A 26,972-nucleotide genomic window follows, 5' to 3' on the forward strand; every position below is an offset into this window, starting at 1 on the left:
GATGCAGCGGCTTGTGGACGCGTTTCGGGCCCGGTTGAACGACAACGTGGCGGAGTCCGCGGCCCGGATCCGCAGGGCCAAGCTGCCGTTCTACGAGGGCCTCACCGACGCGCAGCTGTCGGCCACGCTGGCCCGCGCGTTCGAGGCCGCGGCCGCGGACGTGGCCCGCGGCGAGCCGCACGCGCTGCTGCAGCGCATGCGCGACATCGCGGTGGTCCGCTCGCAGCGCGGCGTGGCGGTGATGGACGTGGTCACGGGCCTCAACATCGGCTTCCAGGCGGTGTCCGACGACCTCGCCGCGCTGCACCCCGACGACCTCGAGCTGCGTCTGGCGTGGGAGCAAGCGCGGGCCAAGATCGCCTACGCCGGCGCGGCGGTGCTCGCCGACACGTACCTCGAGGCCCGCGAGGCGGTGGTGCGCGCCAAGTCCGAGGCGCTCGTGCAGCTGTCGCTGCGCGTGCTGCCGCTGTACCCCGGCGTGGTGGTGCTGCCGCTGCTCGGCGAGCTCGGGGCCGAGCGCGCGCAGCAGATCACCGAGGCGCTGCTGGCGGCGGTCGCCCACCACTCGGCGTCCTACGCGCTCATCGACCTCTCGGGCGTGCCGACGCTCGACACCGACGAGGCCGTGCAGCTGCTGGCGCGCGCGACCCAGGCGATCGAGCTGCTCGGAGCGACGCCGATCCTGGTCGGGATCCAGCCGGCGGTGGCACAGTCGATGAGCACGCGCGGGGTGTCCGTCCGCGTGCCGACGCTGGCCGACCTGGCGAGCGGGCTGCGCCACGCGCTCCGCGGCCTCGGCGTCGAGCTCACGTCGAAGCGCTGACGCGGTCGCTCGCGGCGACGAGGACCGGCAAGGGCCGCACGAAGATCTTCGGATGTCCTTCGGGACAGCTCAATCCTCGCGCTCGCCCGCCAGTTCGGCGAGCAGGCGCTCGGGCGTGATCGGGAGGTCGCGGACGCGGATGCCGGTGGCGTGGTGCACGGCGCTGGCGATCGCGGCGGCGACGCCGGTGATGCCGATCTCGCCGGCGCCGCGGCAGCCGAGCGCGTTGAAGGCGGGGTCGGGGGTGTCGAGCCAGCTGACGTCGATGTCGGGCACGTCGGCGTGGGCGGGGATCACATAGCCGGCGAGGTCGGCGCCGACGGGCACGCCGCGCGCGGGGTCGTGGACGAGCCGCTCGAGCAGGGCCTGGCCGAGGCCGAAGAGGATCCCGCCGATCAACTGATTGCGGGTGGCGGTGGCGTTGACGACCTGGCCGACGTCGAACACGCCGACGACGCGGGTGACGCGGACCTGGCCGAGCTCGGGGACGACGCGGACCTCGACGAACTGGGCGCCGAACGATTGATAGGCGTACTGCCCGGGCACGCCGCGCGGCTCGGCGGCGCCGACCGCCTCGATGGGGCCGAGGCCGGCGCGCGCCAGCAATTCACCCCACGCCGCGAGCTCGTCGGGGTCGCGGCGAAAGCCCAGGAGGCGCCGGCGCAGCTGCAGACAGGCGGCCCGGGCGGCCGGGGCCAGGCTGGCGGTGAGGTTCGAGCCGCCGGTCACGGGCGCGGGCGGCAGGCGGCTGTCGCCGAGCTCGACGTGGACGCGCTCCAGCGGCAGCTCGAGCGCGTCGGCGACGACCACGGCGAGCGCGGTGTAGAGGCCGGTGCCGAGGTCGACGCCGGCCGTGGCGACGCTGGCGTACGCGCCCCGGCTGTCGCGGTCGAGGCGCACGCGCACGCTGGCGTCGTCGCTGTTGCCCGGGTGCGTGGCGGTGGCGAGGCCCCAGCCGACGAAGGCGTCGCCCTCGCGCATGCTGCGGGGCCGCGGGTCGCGGCGCGCCCAGCCGAACCGCTCGGCGCCGCGCTCATAACATTCGCGCAGGTGCTCGCCGGCGTAGGGCTTGCCGGTATGTGCATTGTGGGCAGTGTGATTGCGCAGGCGCAATTCGAGCGGGTCGACGCCGAGCCGGCAGGCCAGCTCGTCCATCGCCCCCTCGAGCGCCCACAGCCCGGTCGCCTCGCCGGGGGCGCGCATCCAGCCGGGCTTCATCAGGTGGAGCGGGACGACGTCGTGGACCGCCTCGTAATTGGGGCAGGCGTAGAGCATGCGCGTGACGCCGCTGGTCGGCTCGTGGAACGGGTCGCGGTCGGGGAACCCGCTGTTCACGGCGCAGTGGCTGCGGGTGTGGTGGCGCAGCGCGACCAGCCGGCCGTCGCGCTCGGCCCCGAGCTGGATCCGCTGCCGCGTGGCCGCGCGCGGGCCGATCGTCGCCAGCACCTGCTCGCGGCGCAGCACCGATTTGACGGGCCTCCCGAGCCGGCGGGCGGCCACGGCGGCGAGCAAGGTGTGGGCGGCCGTGCAGACCTTGCTGCCGAAGCTGCCGCCGACGAAGGGCGCGCAGATCCGGACGCGATCGTCGGCCAGGCCGAAGGCGCGGGCGAGCAGCGCCCGGTCGCCGAGGACCCATTGCGTGGAGTCGTGGACGACGAGGTCGTGGCCGACCCAGTGGGCGACGGTGGCGTGGGGCTCGAGCGGGCACGGGTGCTGGACCGGGGTCGAATAGAGGACGTCGAGCGCGACCGGAGCGGCGCGCAGGGCGGCGGCGCAGTCGCCCCGGCGCGGGTTGTCTTCGAGGCGGATCGCCTCGGCGTCGTCGATGTCGACGAGGCACGGCGCGGGCTCGTAGGTGACGCCGATCAGCGCGGCGGCGTGAGCGGCCTGCTCCGGTGATTCGGCGACGACCATGGCGACGAATTGTCCGTGGTAGTGCACGCGCGCGTCGGCGAGCGGCGGCCGCGGATCGGGGGCGAGGGCGGTGCCGTCGCCGTTGGGGAGGTCGCCGAGCGGGCCGCGGTTGTGATGGGTGAGGATCAGGAGCACGCCGCCGACCTGCTCGGCGCGGGTCGTGTCGATGGCGAGGACGCGGCCGCTGGCGATCGCGCTGCCGAGGTAGGCGGCGTGGGCGAGGTCCGGGAGGGCGACGTCGGCGGCGTAGCGGGCCTGGCCGGTGACCTTGAGGCCGGCGTCGACGCGCTCGCCGGGTCCGCCGATCCGCCTGCTCGCCGTCGCCATCGCCCGGGCTCCCGTGAATCTCGCTCGCGTCACCGGGGGCGGGCGGCGAGCTCGGTCAATGCCCGCACCAGCACGTGGCGGGCGAGGTCGATCTTGAAGCCGTTGTGACGGCCGGCGACGGCGCCGGCGAGCGCGACGTCGGCGGCGGCGCGGAACGAGGAGAGCTCCGCCGGCTTGCCGCGCAGCGCCTGCTCGGCGTCGGGGCAGCGCCACGGCCGGGTGGCGACGCCGCCGAGGGCGATCCGCGCGTCGCGGACGATGCCGCGCTCGAGGTCGAGGGCGACCGCGGCCGAGGCGAGGGCGAACGAGTAGCTCGAGCGGTCGCCCACCTTGAAATAATGCGAGCAGCGGGCGATCGCGAGTGTGGGCAATTCGAGGTGGGTGACGAGCTCGCCGTGGTCGAGGATCGTCTCGCGCTCGGGGGTGTCGCCGGGGGCGAGGTGAAAGCCGTCGAACGGGAGCCGGCGGGCGCCGCCGTCGCCGCGGCGGGTGTAGACGATGGCGTCGAGGATCGCCAGCGCGGTGGCGAGGTCGGACGGGAATACGGCGATGCAGCGCGGGCCGGCGCCGAGGATCGCGTGGTCGCGGTCGTGGCCGCCGATCGCGGCGCAGCCGGAGCCGGGGACGCGCTTGTTGCAGGGGCTGTGGCCGTCGCGATAATAGGAGCAGCGCGTGCGCTGGAGGATGTTGCCGGCCACGGTCGACATGTTGCGCAATTGCGGCGACATGCCGGAGAGCAGCGCCTCGCCGACGACCGGCCAGCGGGCGCGGAGCTCCGGGTGCTCGGCGAGCTGGGCGTTGCGCACGCAGGCGCCGATCCGCGCCCGGCGGTCGTCGAGCTCGATGTCGCCGAGCGGCAAGCGATGGACGTCGACGAGGAGGTCGGGGGCGAGCACGCCCTGGCGCATGAGGTCGACGAGGGTGGTGCCGCCGGCGAGGAACATCGCCCCGGGCGCGGCGTGCACGGCGGCGGCCGCCCCGGCGACGTCGCGCTCGTCGACGTAGGCGAACGGCCTCACGGGCGCACCCGGCGGATCGCGGCGAGGATGTTGGGATAGGCGCCGCAGCGGCACAGGTTGCCGCTCATGCGCTCGCGGATGCCGGCGTCGGTGAGCCGCCGCCGGTCGTCGACCTCGACCAACATGGCGACCGCCGACATGATCTGTCCCGGCGTACAGAAGCCGCACTGCAGCGCGTCGCACTCGACGAAGGCGCGCTGCATCGGGTGCAGCCGCTCGCCGGCCGCGAGGCCCTCGATCGTGGTGACCTCGTGGCCCTGCTGGGCGACGGCCAGCGCGAGGCACGAGAGCACGCGGCGGCCGTCGACGTGGACGGTGCAGGCGCCGCACTGGCCGTGGTCGCAGCCCTTCTTGGTGCCGGTGAGGCCGAGGCGCTCGCGCAGGGCGTCGAGCAAGGAGGTGCGCGGGTCGAGGTCGAGCTCGTGGCGGGCGCCGTTGACGGACAGCAGGACCATCGCCTCAGCCCGCCCGGGGGAAGCGCGCGGCGAGGGTCATCGCCGCGAGCAGCGAATCGAAGTCGAACGGCCCCTCGTGGCGGATGCCGTTGATGAAGAAGGTGGGGGTGCCGGCCACGCCGCTGATGGCCCCGCTGTGGCGGTCGCTGCGGATCTTCTCGAGGTGGCGGTGCGCCTGCAGGTCGTCGACGAAGCGGTGCATGTCGAGGCCGAGCTGCTCGGCGTAGCGACCGAGGTGCGGGACGTCGAGCGCGTGCTGGTTGTCGTAGAGGAGATCGTGCATCGCCCAGAACTCGCCCTGCGCGCCGGCGGCCTCGGCGGCCTCGGCGGCGATCTGGGCGTTGGGGTGGGCGCCGACGATCGGGAAGTTGCGGAAGCCGAAGCACAGCTGATCGCCGAGGGCGCGCTCGAGCGCGCGGACGACGATCTGGGCCTGGCCGCAGAACGGGCACTCGTAGTCGCCGAACTCGACGAGGTGGATCGGGCGCGAGAGCTCGCCGCGCAGGTGGTCGCGCGGGCCGAGCGGCGGTTTGAGGGTGCTCATGGGCGGGCTCCTTGCTGCGGCTGCGACCGCGGCGCCGAGGCTTCGCAGCGCAAGGCCTCGAGCGCGCTGAGGATGCCGTCGGCGCCCGGGTTGACGCCGATCGGCGCGAGGTAGCTCCAGGTGATCGTGCCGGCGGCGTCGACGACGAACAGGGCGCGCCCGCTGATGCCCTCGGCGGCCTCGTAACAGCCGTAGCTGCGGGCCACCTGGCCCTTGGGCTCGAAGTCCGAGAGCAGCGGGAAGTTGAGCTTGCGCTCGCGCGCGAAGGCGAGGTGACACCACACGCCGTCGCACGAGACGCCGAGCAGCTGGGCGCCGTGGTCGCGGAATTCGTCGATGATCTCGCTGTAGACGCTCATCTGGTCGCTGCACACCGGGCTCCAGTCGGCCGGGTAGAAGGCGAGCACGACCGGCTTGCCGCGGAAATCGGCCAGGGCGAGCTTCTGGTCGGGGGTGACCTTGAGCGCGAAGTCCGGGGCCTTCGCGCCAGGCTGGAGGATCGACGGCGCCGGCACGCGCCAAGGCTGGCCCGAGGCCGCGCGCTGTCAAATGACCGGCGGCCGATTCGGCGGGCCGTCGCCCGTACCGCGATGAATCACGGCACCCGACGCTGGGCCCGCTGCACGGCGACGCGAGGCCGGCGCCCCCGCGCGGGGGGTCGCGACGCCCGCCCGCCCGGACCATCGACGCGACGGACGACCTTCAGCCGCGAATACCCGCCGGCGCCGGGCCGGGCTTGGAGAGGACATAGGGGCCGATCACCATGCGATCGAGGCCGGTGGTGACGAAGACCGTGAGGGCGTCGGCGACGCTGTGGACAATCGGCTTGCCCATGACGTTGAGCGATGTATTGACCAGGATCGGGACGCCGGTGCGCGCGTGGAAGGCGGTGAGCAGGCGGTGAAACAGCGGGTTCATGCCGCGCGTGACGCTCTGCAGCCTGCCGGTGCCGTCGAGGTGCACGACCGCGGGGACCCTGTCCTTCACCTCGGGGCGGAACGGCAAGGCCCGCTCCATGTAAGGGCTCTCCTCGTAGGGATCGAAGTACTCGGGGCCGTGCTCGTGCAGGATGGCGGGGGCGAGGGGCCGGTACTCCTCGCGGAACTTCACGCGGCCGTTGATGGCGTCCTTCATGCCGGGGGAGCGCGGGTCGGCCAGGATCGAGCGGTTGCCGAGGGCGCGCGGGCCGAACTCGGCCCTGCCCTGCATCCAGCCGACGATCTCGCCGGCCGCCAGCATGGCCGCGACCTCGGCGGCGAGCTCGTCGGGGGATTCGTGCTTGCGGAACGGGAGGCTGCCGAAGGTCAGGATCCGCTCGAGCTCGGGGATGTCGACGGCGGTGCCGAGGTAGGGCGTGAGCGGGGCGGGCAGGCGCGGCTCGCCGCGGACGGCGTGCTTCTCGTACAGGACGCATCCGAGGGCGTTGCCGTCGTCGGCGGGGGCCGAGGGGACGTGCAAGCGCGTGAACCCGGAGGCGCGCAAGATCCGTCCGTTGGCGGCGGAGTTGAGGGCGCAGCCGCCGGCGAGCGCGAGGTTGTTCGACAGGCCGAGGGACGACGCGGCGGCGGCGAGGCGGCAGACGACCTCGGAGAAGTACTCCTGGAAGTTGTGGGCGAGGTCCGCCGATCGCAGGACGTCGGGGCCGCCGGGCTGGCGCGACGGGCCGGTGATGGCCTCCAGCTCCTCGGGCCAGGTCGGCGAGAACGAGAGCTTGACGCGCAGGCCGTCGATGCTCGTGCGGGCGCGGAAGAATTCCTGGATCTCGGGGCGCGGCCGGCCGTAGGCGGCCATTCCCATGACCTTCCACTCCTCGCCCTCCCACAGGTCGAAGCCGCACAGCTGGGTGACGGCGGCGTACAGGAAGCCGAGGCTGTCCCCGGGCGGGCTGGCGGCGAGGACCTCGAAGCGGTTGTCGCGGAAGTGATAGACGGTGGTGGAGTCGCGGTCGCCGGCGCCGTCGATGACCATGGCGATGCACTCGTCGAACGGCGAGGAGTAGACGGCGTGGGCCGCGTGCGCGAGGTGGTGCGGGACGGCGCCGGCGCGCACCTCGGGCGCGGCCGCGAGGCGCATGACCGGCTTGAGGAGCGCGTCGTCGCCGGGGGCGCCGGGCGTCGCCTCGCGCGGGCGGTGCAGGCCGGGACGGCGCCCGCGCACGATCCACGGCAGTTGGATCTCGGTGGTGGCGTCCATCGCGGAGGCCGCGGCGCCGGGCGGCAGAAAACCCTCGAGGGCGCCGCGGTCGGCGGTGATCGCCGCGCGCATGGCCTCGAGATCGGCGGGGCCGTGGGCCCAGCTGGTGCGCAGGGTGATGTCGTGGATCGCGGCCGGGTCGACGCCGAGGTCGCGCAGCGCGGCCTGGATGGGCCGCGAGGAGTAGAAGAGGCCGAAGGAGCAGAGGGCGCGCTTGTTCTGCAGATGGCGCTCGAACGCCTCGGCGAACAGGGCGTCGCCGGCGGCGATGGCGATCGCGGGGTCGTGGATGCTGTTGCCGTGGCCGATGATCAGGCCCGGGGAGGCGGAGCGCGCGGTCATGATGTCTCCGTGAGAGCTCGCAGCGCCGCGGCGTCGCGCGCTTCGCCGGCCGCGGGCGGGCGTCGCAGGACGTGGAACTGGTTGTTGAGGCTCAGCAGCGAGAGGTCGTGGCGCGCGGCGAGGCGGCGCAGGCTGGCGTCGGAGTGGATGCTGACGTGACCGTTGCGCGGGCCGATGTAATTGTCGTCGACCGGGGCGTCGGGGGCCAACAGCACGGTGCTCATGACCAGCAGGCCGCCCGGCTCGACGTGGGACACCAGCCCGTCGAAGAAGGCGATCTGGTCGCGGTGCGGGATGTGCTCGATGACCTCGAAGCAGGTGACGACCTGGTAGCGCCGCGGCTCGGGCGGCTCGCCGTAGAAGAGGTCGCAGCTGTCGCAATCGATGCCGAGCCGGGCGAGCTCCGCGGCGAAGGCCCCGTCGCCGGCGCCGTAGTCGAGGACCCGGAGGACGCCCTTTTCGTAGTGCCAGATGCCGGCGAGGATCTGGGCGTTGCGCAGCGGACGCTCGATCACGAAGGGCGGATCGGCCCGCGTGTAATCGTTGTTGTAGATGAATTCGCGGTAGTCGCCGGCGGTCCAGGCGTCGAATGCGGTGGTGAGGGTGAAGGCGCAGACGGGGCAGCGGTGGTACGGGATGGCGATGCCGTAATGGGGGAAGGTGCGGCTGCCGGCGAAGGCGTCGTTGCAGCTGTCGCCGAAGTCGCGGCTGCCGAGGAGGCGCGGACCAGGCTCGCCGCAGATGGCGCAGGCGGCCGGCGGGGTGGTGGTCAGTCGGGGCAGGACGAGCACGCGGGTGGCGAGAGCTTCGCACAGTCGCGGGTGCGAGGTGAACCTCCGGATCTTTCGTATGTCGCGGGCGCTCTCGACCGCACGCGCGAGTCGCACGGCCGGCGCGGGAGGACTGTCAGAAGAAGCGCGTCGCCCCGGTGCGCCGCAGCAGCTCGACCGACACGTCCACCTCGATCTCGTCGGTGGGAATGAAGGCAGGCCGATCGATGCAGAGGAAGCTCTGCTGGCGGTCGGTGGGGTTGTCGTAGCGGTGCGGGAAGGCGCGCGGCCAGGTGTGGGCGGTGCCGGCGAGCACCGGCGCGCCCTGGAGCAGCAGGCCGTCGCCGAGCACCAGCTCGGTCTCGTCGAGGTGGTGGTGGACGTGCGTCGGCAGGACCGAATGCGGGTGGAGCCGCTCGCGATAGACGCCGCACTCCTCCGCCTCGAACACGACGTCGACGAAGCCGAACGCCTTGGTCTCGGTGACGAACTCGAAGTCGCGGCGCGTACGATGGAGCTCGAGCGTCCCCGCGGCGCGCGTCGAGAGCCGGACCTCGACCGCGTCGACCTGCGGGCGCGGCACGTCGGGGCTCGGCGGCAGCAGCAGCCACGCGGCGACCGCCTCGGCGGCGCTCTCGAGCCGGGCGAAGCGCGCGGAGACCAGCACGAACCGCAGCTCGCCGAGGAGCCGCGAGCCGTCGCTCGACAGGTGCACGTCGGGGGTCGCGGCGTCGAAGCGCAGCGTGACGTCGAGCCGGAGCGGCCGGGGCGCGGCGCGCTCGTGGTCGAACAGGTCGAGTTCGCACGCCAGTTGCAGGTCGTGAGGCGAGCGGCGAGCGAGCGCGCGAGTCATGCGATCGAGAGCCCTCCGTCGACGCGCAGCGTCTGACCGCTGACGTACGGCGCGGTGGCGAGGAAGACCACGGCGCGGGCGACGTCCTCCGGCGATCCTTCGCGCCGCAGCGGGGTCCGCCGGAGGATGTCCTGCCGCTGCTCGTCGGTCGTCTCGTCGGCGATCGCCACGGGGCCGGGAGCGACGGCGTTGACGCGGATCGCCGGTCCGAGCTCGAGCGCCCAGGCGCGGGTGAGCTGCTCGAGCGCGGCCTTGCCGGCGAGGTAGTGCGAGAACGCGTGCGTGGCGGTGTACGGGCGCGTGACCGCCATGTCGGTGATGTTGACGACGCAGGCCGCGTCCGCGGCGCGCAGGCTCGGCAGCAGCGCCTGGGTCAGCAGGAAGGGCGCGTGCAGGTTGACGGCCAACATCGACTCGAGGCGCTCGCGCGTGATCGCCTCGAACGCGAGGTGCTCGTAGCTGGCGGCGTTGTTGACCAGCAGGTCGAGCGAGGGGTGGCGTCGGCGGACCTGCTCCGCGAGCTCGAGGGGGCCGTGCGGCGTGGCGAAGTCGGCAGGGGCGACCCACGCTCGTCGGCCGGCGTCCCGCAGCTCCTGCACCAGCGCGTCGGCCTGGGAGAGCGAGCGGCGGGCGTGGACGACGACGTCGAACCCGGCCGCGGCCAGGGCCCTCGTGATCGCGGCGCCGACACGCACGGCGCCGCCCGTGACGAGCGCGAGGGGCATCGGACCCGTATACACCGGCCGCCCCGCAGGAGAAAAGTGCGTCACGGTGCGCGCAATCGTGTCCGAGCGCGTGCGCCACTCGCAGGACCGGGCTCGCGCGCACCTGTCTATGCGGACAGGTGCGCCCGGAGCTCGGCGGGGCGCAGCGAGCGAGGCGCTGCTACGGCACGAGCGTGCGCAGGCTGTCGACCGCGTGGACGGGCGCCATGTCGCCGCTCATGAGGTGCGCGATCGCGCCGTAGACGAGGCGCTGCTGCGCGACCATCGACTTGCCGGCGAACTCGCCGGAGACGACGACGATGGTGTAGTGGCCGCCGCCGCCGCTGACCTGGACGTCGGCGCCGGGGATCTTGGCGAGGATGGCGTCGCGGATCGCGTCGGTGACCGAGCCCTGGAAGTTGGTCGGGTGGTGACTCATGGGCCGGAGTTATACCGCCTCGCCGGCGATCTTGACCTCGAGCTCGAGCTCGACGCCCGCTGCCTGGCGCACGCGCTCGCGCACGAGGTCGATGAGGGCCAGCAGGTCGGCGGCGCGCGCCTCGGGGACGTCGGGGCCGGGGCGCTCGACGACCAGCCAGTTGGCGTGCACGGGGCTGACGACGCAGGCGCCGATCCGCGTGCCCTTGAGGCCGGCCGCCTCGATGATCCGCCCGGCGAAGTCGCCCGGCGGATTTTTGAAGGTGCTGCCGTTGTTGGCCACGCCGGTCGGCTCGCGCTGGCGCCGACGCTCGCGCAGGCCGGCGACGTCGGCCTCGATCTCGGCGCGCGGGCGCGGCCAGCAGCGAAGTTCGGCGCCGACGACGATCTCGTCGGGCGGCAGGTCGGAGCCGCGGTAGCGGAAGCCGCAGGCGGCGTGATCGCGGACGCGCGCGCTGCCGTCGCGGTGCAGGCTGCGCACGCGCGTGACGACCTTGGTGAACTCGCCGAGGTAGGTGCCGGCGTTCATGATCAGACCGCCGCCGACGCTGCCGGGCACGCCGCCGAGGAACTCGAGGCCGCCGAGCTCCCACGCGGTGACGTGCTGGAGTAGCCGCCCGGTGGTCGCGCCGGCCTCGACGTCGACGCGCACGGGGTCGGCAGGGTCGGGCCGCTCGACCCGGTTCATGCGCGCGAGGTTGATGACGACGCCGCGGATGCCACCGTCGCGCACGAGCAGGTTGGAGCCGCCGCCGACGAAGGTGACGGGGACGCCCCGCACATGGCAGGCGGTCAGCAAGGCCTGCAGGGCGCGGGCGTCAGCCGGCCTGGCCCAAAGGTCAGCCGGGCCGCCGAGCCGCAGGGTGGTGTGGCGCGCCATCGGCTCGTCGAGCCGCAGCTCGAGCGCGCCCTCCGGGAGGTCGAGGTCGCCGAGCTCGCCCAGGAGCCGCTGCCCGCGGGTGCCGCCGCTCATGAGGGGTTCACCGCGCGGCGGCCTCGAGCTCGAGGCTGGCCGGTGCGCGGGGGGCGTCGAGGTGCGCCGCGAGCTCGCGGCTGACGCGGGTGATGCTGCCGGCGCCGAGGGTGATGATCAGGTCGCCGGGACATGACTCTCGGGCCAGGTACTCGGACAGGCCGGCGACCGGCTTGTGGATGACGACCGGGCGGTCGGGCCGGCGCGCGCGCACGGCCGCCTCGAGCGCCTCGACGGTGGCGCCGGCGATCGGCTGCTCGCCGGCCGGGTAGATGTCGGTGAGGACGACGAGGTCGGCGGCGTCGAGGCTGGCGGCGAAGCCGGCCAGGTGGGCGCGCACGCGGGTGTAGCGGTGGGCCTGGAACACGGCGACGAGGCGCCGGTCGGGGTAGCTGGTGCGCGCGCCGGCGAGGGTGGCCCGCACCTCGGTCGGGTGATGGCCGTAGTCGTCGACGACCATGACGCCGCCGGCGGTGCCGCGCACGGTGAAGCGCCGCTGCACGCCGCCGAAGCCGGCCAGCGCCTCGGCCACGGCCGCCAGCTGCAGCTCGTGGAACTCGCACACGGCGATGGTGGCGAGCGCGTTGAGGACGTTGTGCACGCCCGGCATGTGCAGCGTCCAGGCGCCGAGGTCGCGGCCCTGACCGACGACGCGGAAGTGCGTGGCCGGACCGTCGTGCACGACGTCGACCGCGCGGTAGTCGGCCGCGGGCGAGAAGCCGTAGGTGACGTAGCGCTTCGACAGGCGCGGCAAGATCGCCGCGGCGTGCGGGTCGTCGAGGCAGACCACGCACAGGCCGTAGAACGGGACGCGGTTGAGGAACCCGACGAAGGCGTCCTGCAGCCGCGCCATGCTGCCGTAGTGGTCCATGTGCTCGTCGTCGATGTTGGTGACGACGGCGACCGTCGGGGTGAGCAGGAGGAAGCTGCCGTCGCTCTCGTCGGCCTCGGCGACCAGCAGGTTGCCGCGGCCGTTCTTGGCGTTGCTGCCGAGCGCGTTGAGCTTGCCGCCGATGACGACGGTGGGATCGAGGCCGGCCCCGTGCAGCGCGGTGGCGACGAGGCTGGTGGTGGTGGTCTTGCCGTGCGAGCCGGCGATGACGACGGCCTGCTTGAGCCGCATGAGCTCGGCGAGCATCTCGGCCCGCGGAATGACGGGGATCTTGTGCCGGTGCGCGGCGACGACCTCGGGGTTGTCGGACCGCACGGCGGAGGAGATGACGACGACGTCGGCGTCGCCGAGGTGAGCCTCGTCGTGCCCGCGGTGGATCACCGCGCCGCGTTCGCCGAGCCGCCGGGTCGTCTCGCTCTCGGCGAGGTCGGTCCCGGTGACGCGGTAGCCGAGGTCCAGCAGGATCTCGGCGATCCCGCTCATCCCGATCCCGCCGATGCCGACGAAGTGGATGTGGGTGTCGCTCTTGCGGAACATGCGGGGCTGGCCGGCGAGTGTACTGGTTCGCCGGTAAAAGGACACAAAAACGGCCCGTCTCCGGCGGGAGCCGCGCGTGGCGGTCCCGATCGTCAACGTGGCGAGGACGGGGGGTTATTTCCGGGCCGGACGTGTTATAGCGGCGCCGTGCTCGATCTCGCGCATCGCCTCGCCAAGCCGCTCGGACCGTGGTTCCTCAAGCACCAGCGCGACCTGGCCTGGCGCCGGACCCGCGACCCGTACTCGATCTGGGTCAGCGAGATCATGCTGCAACAGACCAGAGTCGATACGGTCGAGGCGTACTACGGGAAATTCCTGGAGCGCTTCCCGGACGTCGGCACGCTCGCCGCGGCCGACGAGTCGGAGGTGCTCGCGGCGTGGAGCGGCCTCGGTTACTACCGCCGCGCGCGCCTGCTGCACGCAGGCGCCCGCCACGTGGCCGCGCAGCACGGCGGCGCCGTGCCCGGTGACGCCGAGACGCTGCGCAAAATCCCGGGCGTGGGGCGCTACACGGCGGGCGCCATCACGTCGATCGCGTTCGACCGCCCGGCCGCGCTGGTCGACGGCAACGTGGCCCGCGTGCTGTCGCGGATCCAGGCAATCTCCGAGCCGAAGCTGCAAGACGCGGGGGCGGCGGGCCACTGGACGCTGGCGCAGAAGATCGTGGAGGCCGGCTCGCCGCGGGTGCTGGCGCAGGCGCTGATGGAGCTGGGCGCGACGGTGTGCACGCCGGTGGCGCCGAAGTGCGGCGAATGCCCGGTGCGCAGCGAGTGCCAGGCCCACGCGAAAGGGCTGCAGGCGTCGATCCCGGCGCCGAAGCAGCGCGGGCTTTCACCCCGCGAAGACCTGTGGGCGGTGGCGGTGCGCCGCGGCGGGCGCATCCTGCTGGAACGACGGGCGAGCGAGGGGCTGCTGGCCGGGATGTGGTGCCTGCCGCTGATCGAGCGCAAACAGGAGCGCGCGGGGGCGTCGCCGAAGGCGATCGCGGCGGCGACAGGGGTGAAGGTGAAGGCGATCGAGGCGCTGGCCGAGCCGGTCAAGCACGTGTTCACGCATCGCGTGTGGATGCTGTGGCCGTGCCGCAGCGAGGCTGTTCCTTCAGACATGGTGAATGCTGCAGGTGATTCGGGACAGGTGGACGGGCGGCTGTGGATCGCGCCGGGCGAGCGGCCGCGGGTGGGGATTCCCAAGGTCACGGAGAAGCTGCTGGCGGCGCTCGGGTACTGACAGTGCTGATACGACTGCGCGACAGCAGAGGTGCTGAATATATGTCCTGAGGAGCATGTGGTGATATTTGGGCTATTTCGTCTCGATTACGACGCGCGGCAGCTTCACCACGAACACCGAGCCCGTGCCTGGCGCGCTGGTGACGGTGATGCTGCCGCCCATCGCCTCGGACACGTGGCGGGCGACCCATAGACCCAGGCCCAGGCCGCCGTAGTGGCGCTCGGACACGGCGCGTTCGAAGCGCTGGAAGATCCGCGCCTGGTCCTTGGTGGAGATGCCGATGCCGTGGTCGCGGACGGACAGCAGGATGTGTTCGCCGGCCTGCTCGAGCGCGAGCTCGATCGGCTTGCCGACGCCGTACTTCATGGCGTTGGCGAGCAGGTTGCTGACGATCTGCTCGAAGCGGGTGCGGTCGGTGCGGCCCGAGGCGTAGAGCGGGGCGGTGATCCGGACCTCGCAGCCGGCCCGGGCCAGCGGCACGCTGAAGTTCTCGACGGTGGCGCGCAGGAGCTCGGCGTAGTCGACGTCCTCGACCTCGATCTTGAGGCGGCCGCCGGTGATCCGCGAGACGTCGAGCAGCTCCTCGATGAGGCGGTGGAGGCGGTCGGCCTGGCGCTGGATGACGCCGAGGCGCGGGAGGACGGTGGCGACCGAGAACTCGCCGTCGCCGCGGGCGCGGCGGATCAGGCGGTCGGTCTGCAGGACGATCGGGGTCAACGGGGTGCGCAGCTCGTGCGAGGCGACGGCGATGAACTCCTCGCGCTTGGCCAGCGCGAGCTCCATCTCGGTGTAGAGGCGGGCGTTCTCGATCGCCTGGGCGGCGCGCAGGCCGAGCTCCTCGATCAGCGAGAGGTCGTCCGGGCCGAGGCTGCGGCCGCGCGTGGCCACGAGCATGACGCCGAGCGGGCGGCAGCGGGCGACCAGCGGCGCGAGGACGACGGCGCGGTAGCGCAGGCTCGCGGCCAGGTGCACGTCGCCTTCGGGTACGCCGGGCAGCGGCAGGAGCGGGGCGTCGGGGCGCGCGGTCGACAGGCGGACCTCGTCGCGGCGCAGGACCTCGAGCAGCGGGCCGTCGGCGGAGATCGGGAGGCGGCGGCGGAGGTCGATGTAGCAAGCGTCGTGCTCGCGGTCGCCGGTGGCGACGGCGACGCGGTGAGCGGTGCCGAAGCCGCCGTCCTCGTCGAGCAGCTCGACGGCGGCGAAGTCGGCGAGCTCGGGGACGAGGCGGCGGACGAACTCGCCGAGCGCGGTGTGGATGTCGCGCGGCGCGACCAGCAGCTTGCCGGCCTCGGCGAGGAGGACGGCGCGCCGGCGGGCCCGCTGCTCCTCGCCGAGGAGGCGCTCGCGCTCGGCGTCGGCCCGCTTGCGGTCGGTGATGTCGAAGAACGAGGCGACGACGGCGTCAGGGACGGAAGTGCCGGAGCGGAACAGCGGCTGACAGTTGCAGGAGATCCACACCAGCTGGCCGTCGGGGCGGTGGATGCCCATGATGACGCCGGTCTGCCGCTCACCTGTCCTCAAGGCCACGATGGCCGGCCACGACTCGTGCGGGAACGGGCTGCCGTCCTCGTGGACGACGCGGAGCGGGTTGCCGGGGCCGAGCGGGTCGTTCAACTCGTCCCTGGCGAGGCCGAGGATCCGCTCGGCGCTGGCGTTGCAAGTGACGATCGTGCCGTCGCCGGCGACGACGATGATGCCCTCGGCGAGGGTGGCGACCAGCGAGCGGTAGCGTTCTTCTTCGCGGCGCAGCGCCTCGCCGGCCTGCTTGCGCGCGGTGATGTCGACGACGCCGCCGAGCATCTTGACCACGCGGCCGGTGTCGTCGCGGACCGACTTGCCGCGGACCATCAACCACGCGACGTCGCCGCCGCGGCGGACGATCCGCTGCTCGAACTCGACGAACTCCTCGACGTCGGCGACCTCGCGGGCGCGGGCGGCCAGAGCCGGGCGGTCGTCGGGGTGGAGGGTCTCGAGCAGGGCGGCGAAGTTACGCGGGACCTGGTCGGGCGTGAGGCCGTGGATCTGGCACATGACCTCGTTCCACACGATGGTGTCACTGTCGATGTGCCACTCCCACAGCCCGAGGCCGCTGGCGGCGACGGCGAGCGCGAGCTGCTCCTGGCTGGCGCGCAGCTGGGCCTCCATCTCGACGCGCTGGCTGATGTCGTGGGCGATGAGCAGGAGGGCCACGACCTCGCCGTCCTCGCTGATCGCGCCGACGCGCGACTCGTAGCGGACCTGGGCGCCGTGCGGACCGTGGCCGATGCACTCGTAGCGGCCCGCCTCGCCGGTGGCGACCACCCGCTCGATGCAGGCGCGCGCCACGGCGTGCGACTCCGGAGCCATGTAGTCGAACATGCTGCGGCCGATCGCCTCGAACATCGACAGGCCGGCGACGGTGCGGTTGGTGTAGCGGATGACCCCGGTCGGCGACAGCAACAGCACGAACTCCGGGGCGTTCTCCAGCAGGGCGAACAGCAGCGGCGCCGCCCGCTCGAGGTCGTCGTAATTGAAGCCGCGCTGGACCATGGTGCTCGCGGACGTCATGCCGGCCCACACACACATCACTATGAAGCGCGGCCGCGCGGGCCCCAGCCCCCGGCGACGGATAACCCCCAGCCCGGCGCCCGGCCGGCGTGAGGCGCACTCACGCGGCCGCGGCGCCGCGACCGGCGGACGCTCCGCCGTGCGTCAACGCAGCTTCTTCACGAAGGCGGCGACGGCGTCGATCTCGTCGGGCTTCAGCTTGGCCGCGAACGATTTCATCATCGTGCCCGGCACGCCGACCTTGATCCCCTTCGCGACCGCGGCCTTGGAGTGCTTCTTCTGCCAGTTCTTGTCGGCCATGTCAGGAATGCCCTTGCTCTTGAGCCCGGGCTTGCCCTTGCCGCTGACGTCGTGGCACGCCGCGCAGTGCTTGACGTAGAGCCCGCGGGCGTCGATCGCCTTGGCCGGCTTGGGCTTGGCGGCGGCGGCCGGGGCGGCCGGCGCGGCCGGGGCGTCGTCGAGGACGACGTCCGGCTCGGCCGCGGGCGGGCTGTCCTGCGGGGCAGGCTTGCTGTCCTCGGGGACAGGCTGGCTGTCCGCGGGGGCAGGCGCCGAGGCGACGGCGACGGCGGCCTGCACCTCGGCGCCGACGGCCGCGCCGAGGGTGGCGGGGGCCGAGGCGACCTCGTGCGCCGCGTACTTGCGGATCATGAAGGCGTAGCAGAGGTCGAGCTCGCCGGCGGGGGCGGCCATGCCGTTGTCGGCGACCATGCGCTCGATGATCTCCTTGACCTCGCGGGCCGAGGTGGGCGGCTTCTTGTCGACCTCGGCGAGCTCGTGACACTCGCTGCAGCGGGTCTCGAACGCCTTCTGCGCCGCGGACTCGTCGTACGCGGGCGCCGGCGCGGCCGGGTCGGCGGGGGCGATCGCCTGCTGCTGCTTGAGCTTCTGCTCGCGCTGCTGCCGGGCCGAGCGCTGGAGGTCGCCGGTGATGGCGATCAGGTAGGCGGTGACGTCGTAGAGCTCGCGCTCGGTCATCGGGTCGTCGAAGGTCGGCTTGTCGGCCATGCGCTCGACGGTGCGCCACCACCCGGCCGGCGCTCGCGGCTGCACGAGCACGGTCTTGAGGTCGTGGCAGACGACGCACTTGGTGGCGAGGATCTCGCGGCCGTGGCGGAGCGACTCGACGGTGGTGAGGTCGGCGAGCGGGGCGTCCTCCGGCATCTGGGCCAGCGGCAACAGGCGGGCCACGCGGGCCCGGTTCTCGACGCTGTAGACGCCGCCGCCGACCTGCCCGCGCGCCAGGCCGTACTCCCGCAGGCCGCCCGGGACCGACAAACCGAGCAGCAGCACCGAGCAGCCGAGCACCACGGTGGCGAGCGGGGGGACCCAATCCTGGAGGTGGCGGAACACGCGGTAGAACGCGAGCTCGACCAGCAGCAGGATGCCGATCAAAAAGCCGAGGGTGACGTGGACGGCCGAGCGCGGCGGCAGCTCGACCTGGTAGTTCCACAGCCGCGGGACCATCACGATCATCATCACCACGTAGAGGGCGACGAAGATGGTGAGGAAGATGTCGTGCAGGCGCACGAGATGCCGCGGCGCCTTCGTCATGCCCGGCTGATCTCCGTCGGGCCATCCCCACAGCTTGAACATCAGGAGCACCGATGCGAAGCCGGAGAGCAGGTACAAGAGTCCGAGGGTCACGCTCGCTGCGATTTCCATGGCCGTCCTGGCGATCGCGACCGTATCGCAAGTCGCGCTAGCCAGCCAGGGTGCGGTCTACCCGCCCCGGTCGGTCTCTGGTACACCCAGACGCGATGGCACCCGGGCCCACACCGGCTCGCGCCGAACACGCGCCCGCGGGCCGGCGGGAGATCGGGCCGCAGGTGGCGCTGCTGGCCGCGCTGCCGGACATCACGGTGACGCGCCACCTGTGCCACGCGGGGCCCCGCGACCGGCCGTTCCCGGAGCAGCATCGGCAGGCGTCGCTGGCGGTGGTGCTCGGCGGCAGCTTCTGTTACCGCTGCCGCGATCGCACGCACGCGCTCGTGGCCGGCTCGGTGCTGCTCGGGGAGGCCGAAGAGGCATTCGTGTGTTCGCACGAGCACGGGGTCGGCGACGTGTGCCTGTCGCTCGCGCTGGCGGAGCCGCTGCTGGCCGCGGCGGCGTCGTCCGAGGCGGCCCCGGGGCGCCTGTTCGCCGCTCCGGCGCTCGCTCCGCGCCCGCGGATCTCCGCCCTCGCGCGGGCGCTGGCCGGCGCGGCCGAGTCCCACGCCGCCGACGCGACGCGGGCCCCGGAGGTCGAGGCGCTGGCGCTGGCGCTGGTGGCCGCGGTGTTCGGTGAGCTGGCCCTTCAGACAGGTTCTCCGCGGCGCGCCGACCGGACGCCGAGCGCGAGCGACCGCGGGCGGGCGATCGCCGCGGCGCAGTTCCTGACGGCCCGCAGCGCCGAGCCGCTGCTGCTCAAGGACGTGGCCGCGCACGTCGGCCTGAGCCCGTTCCACTTCTTGCGCCTGTTCCGCGCGGTGTTCGGGGTGACGCCGCACCAGTACCTCGTGCACGCCCGCGTCGAGCAGGCCGCCGCGCGCCTGCTCGAGACCGAGGTGCCGGTCACCGAGCTCGCGTTCGCGGTCGGCTTCGGCGACCTGTCGAACTTCGTGCGCACGTTCCACCGCCTGGTCGGGCTGTCGCCGGGGCGCTACCGGCAGCACCACCGAATTCGCAAGATCCGCCAAGTGCGGCGGTGAGGCCGGCGCTACATCGGTGGCCATGCTCGACCACCTGAGTCTCCTCGTCCGCGACCTCCCCCGCAGCACCCGTTTCTATACGGCCGCCCTGGCCCCGCTCGGCGCCGTGGTCGGCTACTCCGACGAACACACCGCCGGGCTCGGCCTGCCCGACGCGCCGCAGCTGTGGCTCGCCGGTGGCGCCCGGGAGGTCCAGCCGATCCACCTCGCCTTCCGCGCCAGGAACCGCGAGCAGGTGCGGCAGTTCCACGCGGCGGCGCTCGCCGCCGGCGCCCGCGACAACGGCGAGCCGGGCCTGCGCACGCACTACCACCCGAACTACTACGGGGCGTTCGTGATCGACCCCGACGGGCACAACATCGAGGCGGTCTGCCACACGCCCGAGTGAGCGACGCTCCGGGATCGCATGGTTGAATGGACATGTCCTTATGAGCATGTCATGAGAGACATTTCGTCAGCAGCGACCTCAGGCCGTCGCCGTCGGCCTGTGGTGTGCCGCAACGAACAAACTGTGCAGGAGCCTGGAGGGCTCCGGCTCAGGCGGCATCCCCCAGCTGGCGATGTCGGCGCTTGGGCGGACGGGGGACGGGCCTCGCTGAACTCTAGTCGACGAGCACCGGCGCCTCGCCCTCGACCACGCGGTATTGTAGGACCACTCCGTCCTTGGACTCGAAGCGAAACTCGCGGGTGACCAGATCGCCCTCGAGGCCGATCGTGGCCACCAGTGCGATCGTGCCCGCGGACTCGCACTCGGACACCCGGCAGATCGACGAGCGAGAGACATCCGCCTCCTCGAGCCCAGGGAGCGCCGCGTATGCATCACGGACCGCCTCGCCGTAGGCGCCGTCCAGTCGCAGGAGGAAGCCGAAGCCGTCGATCGGCTGCGGATAGCTGCCGCCGTAGTGCTCGTTGAGGCAGTCCCACGCCCGGTACTTGCCCGCCCAGATCGACTCCCACGCCGGCAGTCCGCCGCCGAGGAACCACAGCTCGAGCGCGTCGAAGTATCCCGGCGCGACGTGCACGTCGGCGAGCGGCGGATCGATCGCGCGAATCGCCTCGAGATCCGCGCGCACGGTTTCATAGTGCGTCTGCGCGGCGACCGCGAGCGAAGGATCGACGCTCAGCGCCAGCACCTCCGCGTCGCGGTCGGGCCGGGGCGTCGCGGCCAGGTCCGCCGGATCGCCGGGCAGCTTTGGCCCCTCGCAGTCCGGCGCCTCCTCCCACGGCGCGCCGGTCGAGCCCGCCGTCCGTGTATCTCCCGTCACTGCGTCGCCGGTGCTCGATGTACCACCTGGCGCTCCCGCGTCGTCGCCCGCGGGTCCTGACCCGCAGGCGGCGACGAAGACCCCTGAGAGAAGATGCCGTAGGTCAGCAGGCATCCTGGCACGATGACACGTTGCGGGCGCCCCGTCGACTCCGGCTCCGAGTCCGGGTCCACGGCGCCATGGCAGCGGAGGCGCGAAGAGACGGATGCCGTGGCGCGGCGGCGGGAGCGTCAGCGACAGGCGAGGGCGTGGCAGCAATCCGTGTCGCTGTACTTGAGGCAGATCCCGAGGCCGCCGTCCTCGTCGTCGCACTCGCCGTCGTCCGTCCACGGGCACGGGTCGGCGGGCGGGCCGCAGTCCTTGTTGCCGGCGATCTTGCGACCGAGGGCGATGGTCATCGGATCCGACCAGTCGAAGACGTCGCTGCACGGAAGCTGGGGATTGTTGACGACGACGAGGCGACCGCCGATCTCGGTGAGCGCGACGATACCCGAGACGGTGGTCAGAGCGTTATTGCCGCGGATGTCGAGGGTCCCGGTCATCATCACGAGGGTGGACAGGTCGGACAGGTCGGCGAGGGCGGGGTTGGAATCGATGGTGAGCGAGCCGAGCGTCGTGAAATTCGTGAGGCCCGAGAGACCGGCGAGCTGCTCGTTGGACCGAAGATGGAAGTGGCCGATCTGCGGTAGCGAGGTGAGTCCGTCGAGGTCGGTCAAGGGGCTCGAGAGGATCGCTAGTCGCTCGACGGTCGTTAGCGCAGCGAGGGGCGCGAGGCCGGCGAACGGCTGATCGCCCTCGAAGGTGAGGTCCTTGACCGAATTCAGACCGGCGAGGCCGCCGATGTCGGCGAGCGCCTCGTTGTGGCGGAACTCGAGCTCGTGGGACACGACGGCGAGCGACTCGAGGCCCGCGAGGCTGGCGAGCGCCGGGTTGTGGCTGACGCTCAGGGAGCGCAGCTCCCCGGTGCCGGCGAAGTCGCCGAGATCCGAGACAAGGGTCGCCGACAGCGTGACGCTGTGGCTGGCGAGCCAGGCGAAGGAGCGACCGGCGAGGGAGGTGAGCTGGGGCAGGCTGTCGAGACGGACGCTCGAGGGCATGTCCGGGGTGCCGACCTCGGTCAGTGCTTCGAGGCCGTGGAGGTCGACGAGCGGCAGTTTCCTCAGCTCGAGGCCGCCGTCGATCCTTTTCAGGCCGCGCAGACCGTTCAGGTCGACGAGCTGGGGGATGTTGTAGAGGTGGAGCGATCGGCCGATATGCTCGAGGTTGTGAAGCCCCTCGAGCGACTCGAGTCGATTGAAGTTGCCGAGGTGGACCGGACCCGGGATGTCGGTGAGGCCGGCGAGCGGCTCCAGGCTGGTGATGCCGTCGTAGCCGTTCATGTACAGCATCCCGACCGACTCGAGCGCTTCGAGCCCCGCCAGGGAGGTCAGCTGCGGGCTGTAGATGCCGAGGTTGCCGACGACGCTGCGCAGCTCGGCGAGCGGGGTGAGGTCGGTGACGCCGTCGAGGATCATGAGCTCGCCGAAGATATGCGTGCAGCCGGCGAGGGCGTTGACCTCGTCCTGATTGTGCAGGGCGACGTGTCCGGTGGGACAGCCGCCGGGGAGCGCCTCCGTGTCGGTGAGCGCGCCCGTGTCGGTAAGCGCGCCCGTGTCGGTGAGCGCGCCCGTGTCGGTGGTGACCGCGGTGGAGCCGCCCGGATCGAGGGTGCCGCCGGTGGTGGTCTGGCCGCCGGCCGTCGCTGGGCCTCCGGACTCCGGCCATGGGCATGCGAGCGAGAACACGACCAGAAACAGCCACCAGCGCATGAGTTCACGGTACCGCATGGTGAGGCCGGTGCCCACCGGCCGGGGGGCCGGGGCTTGGGGCGTCCCAAGGGGGTTCACTGCGGACAAGGCATGGGAAGTGGCGCGCTGGCACTCCTCCTCGGCGCGTACGAGGACGCCGGTCGCGTCCGGGCACAGGTACGGCGCCTCGAGAGCGGACGGCCTGAATTGTGTGAATGCAGGACAATCGCGCCGCCGCCTACCTGGACAAGAGCCGCCCTCGATGCGGTATTACTGGCATCGTCGGGTACCGTCGATGCGCCTGCGCCTCTCATCTGGTCTCGTCCGCGTCGTCGGGGTGGTCGCGCTGGGTATGATCGTCGCACCTGAAATCTCGGCCGCTCCCGCCCCGCCGGCTGCGCCCGGCACGCCGCCCAAGAACATGCGCGCCGCGCTCTCCGACGTCGCCCTCGAGCCGGACGGCGACGGTCGTCTGCGCCACCGAGGTGACGGCTTCACCGCGATCATCCATCCCGACGGCACGTTCGAGTTCCGCGATCACGGCGGCACCGCCGAGCTCAATCTCTTCGGCCTCGACATGTTTCGCCGGCGCTTCCGCGAGCCCGAGCCCGAGCGCCACCCGCCGATCTGGATCGGCGTCCGCGAGGAGCTGTTCTTCCCCCAGGGGCGATTGCCGGTCGCGGCGGGCTTCATCGCCCACTTCGGCGGCCTCGCCGACGGGCCGCGCAAGGACCGGCACAAGAGCGCGAAGCGACACTTCCTGGCCGCGACCGAGCGCCTGCGCGCTCACCTGGCCAATCGCGCGTACCGGGAGCGCTTGCAGCGAGAGCTCGCCGAGCTTGGACTTCACCTCGTCGAGATCTGGCACGACGAGACGCTGGCGCTGGCCGAGCGCAAGCGGCAGATCTTCGAGCGCTGGGCCGATTGCGAGGACCCGTCGACGCCCGCCCGCAGCGAGCGCGACGTCCTGCGCCACGCGTTCGCAAACGCGGCCCGCGCCAAGATCGAGGCGTTCGTCCGCCAGATCGCTCCGCAAGGCTCGCAACAGGCCTACACCCGGGCCGAGCTCGCTCGCCTCAATCGCGGCCGCACCGGCGAGTCCCGCTTCCGTCCTTATGATGTTTCCAGGCCGCCGCAGGTGCTCGCAAACTTCGAGGCGGTCCCCGACGTCGACGCGCCGCTGCTCCCGCCACAGTCGAGCGCTACCCCGCCTGCCGCTCCCGTATTGCCGGAACCTCCGCCACGCACGAACGTGCCGCCGGCTTCGCCGCGTATCAGCCCCCCTCCCGACATCGGCCGGCCCATCACTGCGCCCGAACGCAACGTGCCAGGACGGAAGGGCATGACGTTGCCCCTCTGCTTGTTCACCCGCAACTGTTAGGCGAACCCCGCCGAGTACGCTCGCTCGTTCCGCGTGGGTTCACGGCGGGAGGCCGCGGGTTCGAATCCCGTCGGGGTCGTCTCTCTCGCCGCTCGAGAGCAGACGGTTGCGGCGGGCTGCCCGCGGTGCGTCAGTGACATGCACCCAAGAGCATGTCACCGAGAACATGTCTCGAGAGACCGCCAATAGCCCGGGCCGAGTCTCGAAGGGGCGGTGCCCGCGGCCCGAAAGCGACGAGCGCCGACCTCAAGTCATGCGCGGCGACAAGCGGGGCCGGCGATCCACTCCGCGGGCGGACGAGGGGCGGCGCAGCCGGACGCAGCCGGGCCACGCCTGGAGCAATACACCAATCGTGAGTGTCGCGTCTACACGGATTCGGCCCGAGCTCCACCGCGAAACGCGACGCCGACCTGATAGTCTGCGCGCCATGTTCTTCCGTCCCCTGCCGGCCGCTGTCGCAGTCGGCCTCGTCGTATTCGTCCTACCACCCGTTCATGCCGCGCCCGCCGGCGACGCCGCCGATCCGTTCGCCGATGAAGGATCCACCTCCCCGAGCGCAGCCGCGCAGGCCCCGGCCGAGCCCGCCGGCGCCGCCGAGCCGTTGGCCGACGACGTATCCGCCTCACCCGACGCAGCCGTGCAGCCCCTGGCCGAGCAGCCCGCCCCGGCCGAGACGGACTGGGCGTCCTTCCTCGGCCGGCCCGTCATCCTCACCGTACGCGGCCGGGAGATGCGTGGTCGGGTGCTTGGCCACGACGCCGCCACCGTGGCGATCAAGGAGTCCAACGGCGCCATCTCCGACCTGGCCAAGGCCAACATCTCCGCCGTGCGCCTCGACGAGGTCGCCAGGCGCAGCGACCCCAGCCTTGACGACGCCCCGTTGCGGCGCTCGGAGACCGCCAGAGCCGCGCGTCGGGCCGAGCAGGCCGAGGACGATGCCGGCAGCTTCCATGACCGCGGCGCCTATCTGCTGGTCTCGCCCGGCCTCCTCGCCGTACCGTTCCGCTCCCCGGGTGCTCTGTTCTACCGCTGGGGCATAGGCGTCGGCGGCATCATCCCGGCGCAGAGCTCGAGCTTCATCGGCGCCTACGGCTTCACCCTCGAGCACTTCGTCAACCAACAGAAGGTCACAGTCCCGGGCAAGAGTTTCGTCCCCGGCGAGAGCTTCACCACCTCTTCGGAGAAGCTCCGCACCCATGTCTTCCGGGCGCTGGGCGAGGTCCGGCTCGGCAGCGGCAGCGACAAGCTGTTCGGCTACGTCCTGCTCGGTGCCGGCCTCGCGGTGATCCGCGTCCACAGCGACACCTCGGGCAGCGCCCTCGACTCCACCGCGGCCGCCTTCGCCTTCCCGCTCGGCGCCGGCCTCCAGGGCATGCTCGGCGACCACTTCCTCCTCGGCTTCGAGCCGCGCGTGACCCTCGACATCGGCCGCGCCGGCGTCGCCGCCATGTTCGACGCCCGCGTCACCCTCGGCGCGAAGTTCTGAGTTTCCCACCGGCTCGCGCCTCCTCCGCCGCGCCCGCGATGCGTGCCGGTCGTCACCCGAGCTTGGCGTCGACCCTGCGTACTGAAGCAGTCGGAATGCGCGCCTCTTGGGCATGTCCTCGACGCCGGGAGTTCGCGAGCAAGGATACGACTGCGCGCCCCGAACGGCCATGATCCGGGATGACGGGCGCGCGCGACGCCCCGCACGTCGCCGACGAGAGCGCCCGCGCGTCTCGCCGGGGCGCTACTCGGGCCGGTGCGTCGAGGCGGTGGCGGCGGTAGGTCGTCTCACCGACCGGGCGACGCCGTCGCTCGTCGCCAGGGCTCCAATCCAGGACTGCACGGGGCCGGGTGTGGGCAGGATCATTGCGAACGTACATCGGGTGGATCATCTCCCACATTCGGAGGATCGCGTGATGCAGCTCAAATACATCATCGCCCTGTTCGCGCTCGTCGCTTGCGACATCGACATGGACACGTTTGCCAGCTCAAACGCCGGCGACGACGAGAGCGCGGCGCAGGCCGTGAACGACGGCAACGTGGACGACTCCGCCGAATTCTCGCCGGCCGACGACGACACGGTCGACGAGTTGGAAGCGGATGCGAGGTCAGCCCGAAGCTTCGGCTGCCCCTTTAACTCCAACACGTGCCATAACCACTGCAAGTCCATTGATGGGTACAAGGGCGGGTATTGCAAGGGGCTGCTCCAGCAGACGTGCAAGTGCTACTGAGCGCTCTGCTCAGCCCTACGATCCCGTAGTGGTGGTGGATCTGGGCCGTCCCTCGTCCGCCTTCGACGATGCCTCGAGCGCAGACGATCGTCGCTGACCTGGTACCGCCATGAGCGGATCTCGCGGGTAGGTGACATGTTCTCGGGAGCATGTCGCCGAGAACATGTCCTGAGAGACGTCCTGCATCTCGGCGCGGCGGGGGCTCGGCGAGCTCGGCGGCGGTCGGGGGGGCGGCGCCCGCGGCCGAAAGCAGCGAGCGCCGCCCGGGGTTCGGGCGGCGCTCGGGCCGGCGCGAGTGGCAGGAGTCGAACCTGCGACCTTTGGCTTCGGAGGCCAACGCTCTATCCAACTGAGCTACACCCGCAAGTTGCGGGACGGGATGTCTACCCCAGGAGGGGTCCGCTTGCAAGCCCCTCGCCGGGTGCGCCCACGCCGGGCGCCCGCCCGGTCCCGGCGCGGCCGCGGACCTGGACGGCGCGCCCGGGGTGGTACACTGACCGGTGATGCGCCCGTTGTTCGCGCTGCTCCTCCCGCTCGCCGTGTTCGGTTCCACTGTCCTCGAGGGCCTCGACCGGGCCTTCGGCGGCCTCGACCGTCTGCGGGAGATCTTCCGCCGCGCCCAGGAGCTCTTGCTGCTCGGCGGGGTGGCCCTCGCGCTGCTCGGCAGCCTGGTGTTCATCGCCTCGTGGGCGCTGTCCCACGCCCGCCGCGCCAGCGACAACTCCCGGCCGTGGTTCTCGCGCGCGGTCCTCGCGCTGGCCTACGTCCCGCTGCTGCTGACGGCCGTCGCCGCCGGCGGCCTGTTCGTGCCGGGCCTGGCCCCGTTCATCCTCAAGGCGTTCGCCCTGGCCGTGGCGATCGCCGCCGTGGTCTGGTGCCTCGCCCTCGGCCTCCTCATCGCCGGCGGCTCGCGCCGCGACCTCGGCCGCGGCCGCCGGGCGCTGATCCTCGCCGGCACGCCGTGGTACTGCCTCGTCGTCTACATGGCGACATTCTTGTAAGAGGTCGAGCCGCTCGCCGGAGTGTCCTTCGGGACATGTGACTCGTGCCGGTCGGCGAACCGGGGCGCTCGACA

General features: G+C 72.2%; 24 protein-coding genes and 1 tRNA gene. 8 read left to right on the plus strand and 17 right to left on the minus strand.

Annotated elements, in window-relative coordinates; translation table 11 throughout:
* The first annotated feature begins 1 nt into the window (after position 1).
* Positions 2-823 carry an STAS domain-containing protein gene (locus K7C98_RS05520; protein ID WP_224190472.1) on the plus strand — a complete coding sequence of 274 codons (822 nt, stop codon included), beginning with the start codon at positions 2-4 and terminating at the stop codon, positions 821-823.
* Positions 824-892: 69 nt separating this feature from the next.
* Here the strand turns inward: K7C98_RS05520 and K7C98_RS05525 are convergent, their stop codons facing one another.
* From K7C98_RS05525 to murC, 12 genes are all read right to left on the minus strand, one after another.
* Complete coding sequence (locus K7C98_RS05525; protein ID WP_224190474.1) at positions 893-3,064, minus strand: xanthine dehydrogenase family protein molybdopterin-binding subunit; 2,172 nt, start codon at positions 3,062-3,064, stop codon at positions 893-895.
* A gap of 29 nt (positions 3,065-3,093) precedes the next feature.
* Positions 3,094-4,083 carry an FAD binding domain-containing protein gene (locus K7C98_RS05530; protein WP_224190476.1) on the minus strand — a complete coding sequence of 330 codons (990 nt, stop codon included), beginning with the start codon at positions 4,081-4,083 and terminating at the stop codon, positions 3,094-3,096.
* Entirely contained in the window at positions 4,080-4,538 is a 459-nt protein-coding gene (locus tag K7C98_RS05535) for a (2Fe-2S)-binding protein (protein ID WP_224190478.1), read from the minus strand. Before K7C98_RS05535 ends, K7C98_RS05530 begins: the two co-directional genes overlap by 4 nt.
* Before the next feature lie 4 nt (positions 4,539-4,542).
* On the minus strand, positions 4,543-5,082 hold the full coding sequence (locus tag K7C98_RS05540) for a DsbA family protein (RefSeq protein ID WP_224190480.1): 540 nt from the start codon (positions 5,080-5,082) through the stop codon (positions 4,543-4,545).
* Complete coding sequence (locus tag K7C98_RS05545; RefSeq protein ID WP_224190481.1) at positions 5,079-5,597, minus strand: redoxin domain-containing protein; 519 nt, start codon at positions 5,595-5,597, stop codon at positions 5,079-5,081. Before K7C98_RS05545 ends, K7C98_RS05540 begins: the two co-directional genes overlap by 4 nt.
* A gap of 187 nt (positions 5,598-5,784) precedes the next feature.
* On the minus strand, positions 5,785-7,617 hold the full coding sequence (locus K7C98_RS05550; RefSeq protein ID WP_224190482.1) for a carbamoyltransferase family protein: 1,833 nt from the start codon (positions 7,615-7,617) through the stop codon (positions 5,785-5,787).
* Positions 7,614-8,408, minus strand: coding sequence for a class I SAM-dependent methyltransferase (locus K7C98_RS05555; protein WP_224190483.1), 795 nt, complete (start codon positions 8,406-8,408; stop codon positions 7,614-7,616). The genes K7C98_RS05550 and K7C98_RS05555 overlap by 4 nt, the downstream gene beginning before the upstream one ends.
* Positions 8,409-8,523: 115 nt before the next feature.
* The gene (locus tag K7C98_RS05560) at positions 8,524-9,240 is read right to left on the minus strand and encodes a dihydroneopterin aldolase (RefSeq protein WP_224190484.1); all 717 of its coding nucleotides are present in this window, start codon (positions 9,238-9,240) and stop codon (positions 8,524-8,526) included.
* Entirely contained in the window at positions 9,237-9,965 is a 729-nt protein-coding gene (locus K7C98_RS05565) for an SDR family oxidoreductase (RefSeq protein ID WP_224190485.1), read from the minus strand. Before K7C98_RS05565 ends, K7C98_RS05560 begins: the two co-directional genes overlap by 4 nt.
* Positions 9,966-10,125: 160 nt before the next feature.
* Complete coding sequence (locus K7C98_RS05570; RefSeq protein ID WP_224190486.1) at positions 10,126-10,383, minus strand: BolA/IbaG family iron-sulfur metabolism protein; 258 nt, start codon at positions 10,381-10,383, stop codon at positions 10,126-10,128.
* Positions 10,384-10,392: 9 nt separating this feature from the next.
* Entirely contained in the window at positions 10,393-11,355 is a 963-nt protein-coding gene (murB, locus tag K7C98_RS05575) for a UDP-N-acetylmuramate dehydrogenase (protein ID WP_224190487.1), read from the minus strand.
* A gap of 7 nt (positions 11,356-11,362) precedes the next feature.
* On the minus strand, positions 11,363-12,784 hold the full coding sequence (murC, locus tag K7C98_RS05580; RefSeq protein ID WP_224190488.1) for a UDP-N-acetylmuramate--L-alanine ligase: 1,422 nt from the start codon (positions 12,782-12,784) through the stop codon (positions 11,363-11,365).
* A gap of 147 nt (positions 12,785-12,931) precedes the next feature.
* On the opposite strand from murC, the gene mutY reads away from it, so the two are divergent.
* Positions 12,932-14,011, plus strand: coding sequence for an A/G-specific adenine glycosylase (gene mutY / locus K7C98_RS05585; RefSeq protein ID WP_224190489.1), 1,080 nt, complete (start codon positions 12,932-12,934; stop codon positions 14,009-14,011).
* A gap of 72 nt (positions 14,012-14,083) precedes the next feature.
* Here mutY and K7C98_RS05590 read toward each other — a convergent pair whose 3' ends face one another.
* A complete protein-coding gene (locus tag K7C98_RS05590) occupies positions 14,084-16,558 on the minus strand; it encodes a sensor histidine kinase (protein ID WP_224190490.1) in 2,475 nt (824 codons plus the stop codon).
* 144 nt (positions 16,559-16,702) lie between these two features.
* Positions 16,703-18,223, minus strand: a complete 1,521-nt coding sequence (locus tag K7C98_RS05595; RefSeq protein ID WP_224190491.1) for a c-type cytochrome — start codon at positions 18,221-18,223, stop codon at positions 16,703-16,705.
* 95 nt (positions 18,224-18,318) lie between these two features.
* On the opposite strand from K7C98_RS05595, the gene K7C98_RS05600 reads away from it, so the two are divergent.
* Together K7C98_RS05600 and K7C98_RS05605 are read left to right on the plus strand one after the other, a co-directional pair.
* Entirely contained in the window at positions 18,319-19,248 is a 930-nt protein-coding gene (locus K7C98_RS05600; protein WP_224190492.1) for a helix-turn-helix transcriptional regulator, read from the plus strand.
* 22 nt (positions 19,249-19,270) lie between these two features.
* Entirely contained in the window at positions 19,271-19,636 is a 366-nt protein-coding gene (locus K7C98_RS05605) for a VOC family protein (RefSeq protein WP_224190493.1), read from the plus strand.
* Positions 19,637-19,850: 214 nt separating this feature from the next.
* Here K7C98_RS05605 and K7C98_RS05610 read toward each other — a convergent pair whose 3' ends face one another.
* Both K7C98_RS05610 and K7C98_RS05615 read right to left on the minus strand, forming a co-directional pair.
* A complete protein-coding gene (locus K7C98_RS05610; protein WP_224190494.1) occupies positions 19,851-20,513 on the minus strand; it encodes a hypothetical protein in 663 nt (220 codons plus the stop codon).
* 230 nt (positions 20,514-20,743) lie between these two features.
* Positions 20,744-22,321 (minus strand): hypothetical protein, encoded by a 1,578-nt coding sequence (locus tag K7C98_RS05615; RefSeq protein ID WP_224190495.1) that lies wholly within the window; start codon positions 22,319-22,321, stop codon positions 20,744-20,746.
* A gap of 274 nt (positions 22,322-22,595) precedes the next feature.
* Between K7C98_RS05615 and K7C98_RS05620 the strand changes: the two genes are divergently transcribed.
* The 3 genes from K7C98_RS05620 (at position 22,596) to K7C98_RS05630 (ending at position 25,897) form a co-directional block, all read left to right on the plus strand.
* Positions 22,596-23,681, plus strand: coding sequence for a hypothetical protein (locus tag K7C98_RS05620; protein WP_224190496.1), 1,086 nt, complete (start codon positions 22,596-22,598; stop codon positions 23,679-23,681).
* 427 nt (positions 23,682-24,108) lie between these two features.
* Positions 24,109-25,167 carry a hypothetical protein gene (locus K7C98_RS05625; RefSeq protein WP_224190497.1) on the plus strand — a complete coding sequence of 353 codons (1,059 nt, stop codon included), beginning with the start codon at positions 24,109-24,111 and terminating at the stop codon, positions 25,165-25,167.
* Positions 25,168-25,582: 415 nt separating this feature from the next.
* On the plus strand, positions 25,583-25,897 hold the full coding sequence (locus K7C98_RS05630) for a hypothetical protein (RefSeq protein ID WP_224190498.1): 315 nt from the start codon (positions 25,583-25,585) through the stop codon (positions 25,895-25,897).
* A 290-nt stretch (positions 25,898-26,187) separates the two neighbouring features.
* On the opposite strand, the gene K7C98_RS05635 is transcribed toward K7C98_RS05630, so the two are convergent.
* Positions 26,188-26,261 (minus strand) — tRNA-Arg (locus K7C98_RS05635).
* A 139-nt stretch (positions 26,262-26,400) separates the two neighbouring features.
* Here K7C98_RS05635 and K7C98_RS05640 point away from each other — a divergent pair.
* Entirely contained in the window at positions 26,401-26,898 is a 498-nt protein-coding gene (locus K7C98_RS05640) for a hypothetical protein (protein WP_224190499.1), read from the plus strand.
* Positions 26,899-26,972: the final 74 nt, after the last annotated feature.

Origin of the sequence: Nannocystis pusilla, from assembly GCF_020073745.1 — a bacterium.
Taxonomy (GTDB): domain Bacteria; phylum Myxococcota_A; class Polyangia; order Nannocystales; family Nannocystaceae; genus Nannocystis; species Nannocystis radixulma.